Consider the following 4,577-nt stretch of genomic DNA (forward strand, 5'->3'; position numbering starts at 1 on the left):
GCCGACAGCGCGGACTGACCGCGGCCCAGCCGTGCCCGCCTATGACAAGACCGACCTTGAATTTCCGCCAACGGCAACCACCTGCAGGAGTAATCGGTTTCAAGGATAATTTGCCCATGCACACGCTCTATGACTCTGACACTTACTCTGTGACCCACATGCTGGCCAACGCCGTGGCCGCCGATGTGCCTGACCAGGAGCTCAAAGACGGTGAGCAACTGTTGATCGTGCCCCAGCTGGCACGCCATGGCTTTGAGATTGTTGACAAACGCAGCGGCAAAGAGGTGTATCTGGACGGCTCCTGGGCCGAACTCTTCCAGCAACACATCGCCGCCTGGCAGCTCAAGACGCCCACCCAGGAAGAAGTGGAAGACACGCTGGAGCGCTACGCCGAGCTGGCGCAAAACCCGGTGGTCATCCACTAAAGCATCAAAAACACCTCCAGCCCACGTCAATAAAGGGCTGATAGCTATACTAGTTATAGCAATCAAATCAATCCTGCCGCGTCACTGGCGGCTGCGACAATAGCGTCCCTATGAACCCTGTCTACATTTTGACCCTGTCCTGCCCGGACCGCCTGGGCCTGGTGCATGCGGTGTCCGGCTTTTTGCTGGAACGCAGCGGCAACATCGAAGAAGCCGCCCAGTACAACGACGCCGACACCGGCCTGTTTTTCATGCGGGTGCAGTTTGCCTGCGCCCAGCACAGTTTTGCCGAGCTCAAGACCCAGCTGGCGGCTTTTGCCCAGCCGTTCGAGATGCAGTGGCAGTTGCATGCCCAGGCCGAACCGATGCGCACCGTCATCATGGTCAGCAAGGAGGGGCATTGCCTCAACGACCTGCTGTTCCGCTGGAAGAGCGGCCTGCTGCCGCTGGACATTCGCGCCATCATCTCCAACCACCGCGAGTTCTACCAGCTGGCCGCCAGCTACAACGTGCCGTTTCACCACCTGCCGGTGACTGCGGCCAGCAAGGCGCAGGTTGAAGCCAAGCAGATGGAGATCATCGAGAGCGAAGGGGCCGAGCTGGTGGTGCTGGCGCGTTACATGCAGATTCTGTCCAACGACCTGTGCCGCAGCCTGTCAGGCCGGGCCATCAACATCCACCACTCGTTCCTGCCCAGTTTCAAGGGGGCCAAGCCCTATTACCAGGCGCATGACCGCGGCGTGAAGCTGATCGGCGCCACCGCCCACTATGTGACCGCCGACCTGGACGAGGGCCCGATCATCGAGCAGGACGTGGCCCGGGTGGACCACAGCAAGACCGTCGAAGACCTGACCGCCCTGGGGCGCGACACCGAAAGCCAGGTGCTGGCGCGCGCCGTCAAATGGCACAGCGAACACCGCGTGCTGCTCAACGGTCACAAGACGGTGATTTTCAAGTAAGCATCACAAGGGCGTTACCGGACTTTCGTGTCCCGCCCAACCTTCAAAGTTCAATGGCGCAGGATGCGGAACGCAACACTGCCTCTTGTTTGAGACGCCATCAGACGTGACCCATTCTCCTGTCGCACCGTAATCCATTCGGTGTGGCCCAGGCGCTGCGCGGCAGCACCGCGAGGAAAGCAACGACCCGGAAGCGCCCGCATGCTTGTTCAGACCAAAGTCTGAACAACATCCATCTCATGGCTGAACTAAATCGCGACTGATGCCCGAGGGCAAGACATCGACACCGGAGAACAATGGTCAATGGGAATCTGTTGAACCTTGGCTGTCATCAGCGATATTCGCGCGGGGCAAAGTTCAGCAGCTTGCCTGACCTATTCATAAAAAAAGGAGACAGACATGAGAAATGGGTACAAGTTTGCCAGGTTCATCAGGATGAGTCATTTGCATGCAGGTGGTGCAGATGAATAGAAAGATTCTCTCTCTTGGCCTGCTAGGTGCCATGGTGACGACCATGGTTGTCACCTGGGTTTTCAATGGTCAGGGCGTCATACAGAACGACCCAAAACGCAACATCTATATCCCCGAAGTACGCCAGATGCCCTTGCAGGTCCGGGCAGCGTACAACCATGAGAAGATGTTTTTTCAGTATCGCTGGGCATCGCCGCGACCGGGCATTCACATGGATGCCTACAAGTTCGAGGGCGGCAAGTGGGTAGCGTATGGCGAAGACAAACCCGGGAGCCAGGACCACGTTTTCCTGGAAGACCGGGTCGCCATGATGGTCGACGATGGAAGCGTGCCAGAATTTGCGCACTATGGTGGTTATGTGGCCATCGGCAATGGCATGGACTCATTCACCAACTCAGCCACTGAAAAGGACATCAATGCCCACCCCTATCTGGGAAAAAACAATAAAAAGCAGAAGGCCGTCACCAAATATCTGCCACTGACCCGCGAACAACCCGACGACTGGAGTTCGGTTGTTCCGCAAGACCGGCTCGACACCCTGAAAAAGGCCGGCTATTTTCTGGATCTGTGGCATTGGCGGGGCCATCGCTCCAACGTGCTCGAATTTGCCGATGACCAGAACATTGGCCCAATACGCGATGGAGACCCCGGCAAGAACGGCTGGACAACCAACTGGGACAAAGACAAGCAGCAGCCTAAATACATGTTTGACCCCAAGCGCACCGGCCGTATTGCCAACACCTGGCAGGACTTGAGCAGTGGCAAGGTCGGCCAGGACGACCCCTACTACCTGTCTGACACGACCAAAACCGACTTTGATCCCAGTCAACCTTGGAAAGAGGGTGACGTGTTGCCTTTGCGAGTCCTGCGTACCTTTGAAGGCTCCATGGCCGATATTCGCACTGTGGGTGGGCGTGGGCGCTGGAAAGACGGGTATTGGGAAGTTACCTTGTCACGCAAGATGGACACTGGGGATGCGCTCAATGACAAAGCATTTGTCGACGGCAAAATCTACAACCTGGCATTTTCGGTGCATCGCAACGCCACCGGGCGGCGCTGGCATTACATCTCACTGCCGGTCAGCATGGGATTGGGCCGCGAGGCAAGCTTCAAGGCGCAACGTTTTACCGGCGAGACACCGCCTTGGACACAGTCGTGGTTTGAGGCGAAATTGTTCTATCCAGGACAAGTCAATTGGCCGCTGCTGACCAGCAAGCGACACCCCGGGCAAGCCATGATCAGGGATGGCATCCCGGTCAAACACTATCACAACGAACGTCAGCTCTCGCAATATGGCGTTGAGATGGAGTTTTTCGAAGAAATCAAGCAGCAATGGCGTTTGACCGTGCTGGCCGGCATATTCATGTTTGTGGGAGTCGGCTTCGGTCTGTTACGCCTGCAACGCAAAATCGTTTCAGGAGAAAAGCAATGATTCCCTACCACCACATGATGGCGCACTTTCCAATTGCGCTGCTGAGTCTGGCATTCTTTGTGATCTTGCTGCGCTCGTTGACCAGCAATGCGTTGGTACGACGTGTGGATTCCACCGTGCTGATTTACGTTCTGGCCGCGGGTGTTGCTGGCGGTTTAGGTGCATTGGCTACGGGTCTGATGATCTGGCCGACCGAGGCCGCCGTCGCGGGTCCAATGGCACGCAACAAGATACTGATGGCGACTTGGACCATTGTTATCTGGTCTGTTGTCCTGGTGTTGCGCTGGCGCATGGGAGAAAACGTCTGGAATGGCACCGGCAGGTATCTGATGCTCGTCCTGGGCACCACCGGCATCATTTTGGCCTCAATCACTGGCACGCTGGGTGGGCATTTGCTGGGTTCGCCGTCCGCCCTGTCAGCGGTGCTGAACCAATTGGGCTGGAATGTCTATCAAACCTATTTTGTGCCGAACTGGGTATTGCTGTTGATGTTCGCGGTGGGCTTGGCCGGGGTCGTGGCTGGGCTGGGTTCCGGTCGAAAGACGGCAGTGTAAGGCGCGATATAAGTTGGATCAGGGGGCTGGCATCAGCGTTGCCTGGCCCCGTATTGCGCTGCCATGAGCGCGGCCTCCGTGCGTGTGCGTACCTGCAGTTTTTGCAAAATAGCCGACATGTGGTGCTTGACGGTTTTTTCTGCCAGATGCAAGCGCTCGCCAATTTCCCGGTTGCTCAGGCCTTGGCTGAGCAAATTCAACACGCCGCTCTCACGCGAAGTAAGTATGGAAAAAGTATCCGGCGTACTGGGGCGGGAAAACGCTGTCAGCATTTCGGCCGCCAACGCAGGAGTCACATAGACCTCTCCAGAGGCCACACTAGCGACAATGCTGCGTAACTCCGAGGCAGACACCCCCTTGAGCACATAGCCATGGGCTCCTGCCTTGAGTGCGGCTAACAGGTTTTCCCGGTTTTCGGACACGGTCAGCATCATGATGCGCGTTGCCGGTAAATTGGCCGCAATCTGCGCTGCTGCAGCGATCCCACCCATGCCGGCCATGCTGACATCCAGCAAGACCATGTCAGGAAGCAATTGCATGGCCTGTTCCAACGCCTCCTCGCCGCTGCGGGCCTGAAAAATGACTGAAAACTCTGGCGCAGCAGCCAATGAGGCAGCGACACCTTCCCGAAACAGCGGGTGATCGTCCGCCAACAGGATGCGAACCGGCTTAACCAACGATACTCTCCTTGATTGTTAGGGGTAATCTGACAGCAACCCGGGTGCCACATCCAGGG

The 4,577-nt window shown here is 57.1% G+C and carries 5 protein-coding genes; 4 read left to right on the plus strand and 1 reads right to left on the minus strand.

Annotated features, from left to right (window positions below; all coding sequences use genetic code 11):
- Positions 1-116 precede the first annotated feature (116 nt).
- The 4 genes from PHQ58_RS23275 to PHQ58_RS23290 all read left to right on the plus strand — a co-directional run bounded on the left by PHQ58_RS23275 (position 117) and on the right by PHQ58_RS23290 (position 3,841).
- Positions 117-425, plus strand: a complete 309-nt coding sequence (locus PHQ58_RS23275) for a DUF3567 domain-containing protein (RefSeq protein WP_300116213.1) — start codon at positions 117-119, stop codon at positions 423-425.
- A gap of 110 nt (positions 426-535) precedes the next feature.
- Complete coding sequence (gene purU / locus PHQ58_RS23280) at positions 536-1,384, plus strand: formyltetrahydrofolate deformylase (RefSeq protein WP_300116215.1); 849 nt, start codon at positions 536-538, stop codon at positions 1,382-1,384.
- A gap of 463 nt (positions 1,385-1,847) precedes the next feature.
- The gene (locus PHQ58_RS23285) at positions 1,848-3,287 is read left to right on the plus strand and encodes an ethylbenzene dehydrogenase-related protein (RefSeq protein WP_300116217.1); all 1,440 of its coding nucleotides are present in this window, start codon (positions 1,848-1,850) and stop codon (positions 3,285-3,287) included.
- Positions 3,284-3,841: a DUF2231 domain-containing protein gene (locus tag PHQ58_RS23290; protein WP_300116220.1), complete on the plus strand. Its 558-nt coding sequence runs from the start codon at positions 3,284-3,286 to the stop codon at positions 3,839-3,841. The genes PHQ58_RS23285 and PHQ58_RS23290 overlap by 4 nt, the downstream gene beginning before the upstream one ends.
- A gap of 32 nt (positions 3,842-3,873) precedes the next feature.
- Here PHQ58_RS23290 and PHQ58_RS23295 read toward each other — a convergent pair whose 3' ends face one another.
- Positions 3,874-4,518, minus strand: coding sequence for a response regulator transcription factor (locus PHQ58_RS23295; protein ID WP_300116223.1), 645 nt, complete (start codon positions 4,516-4,518; stop codon positions 3,874-3,876).
- Positions 4,519-4,577 lie beyond the last annotated feature (59 nt).

The sequence above is a fragment of the Rhodoferax sp. genome (assembly GCF_028688795.1).
GTDB lineage: Bacteria > Pseudomonadota > Gammaproteobacteria > Burkholderiales > Burkholderiaceae_C > Rhodoferax.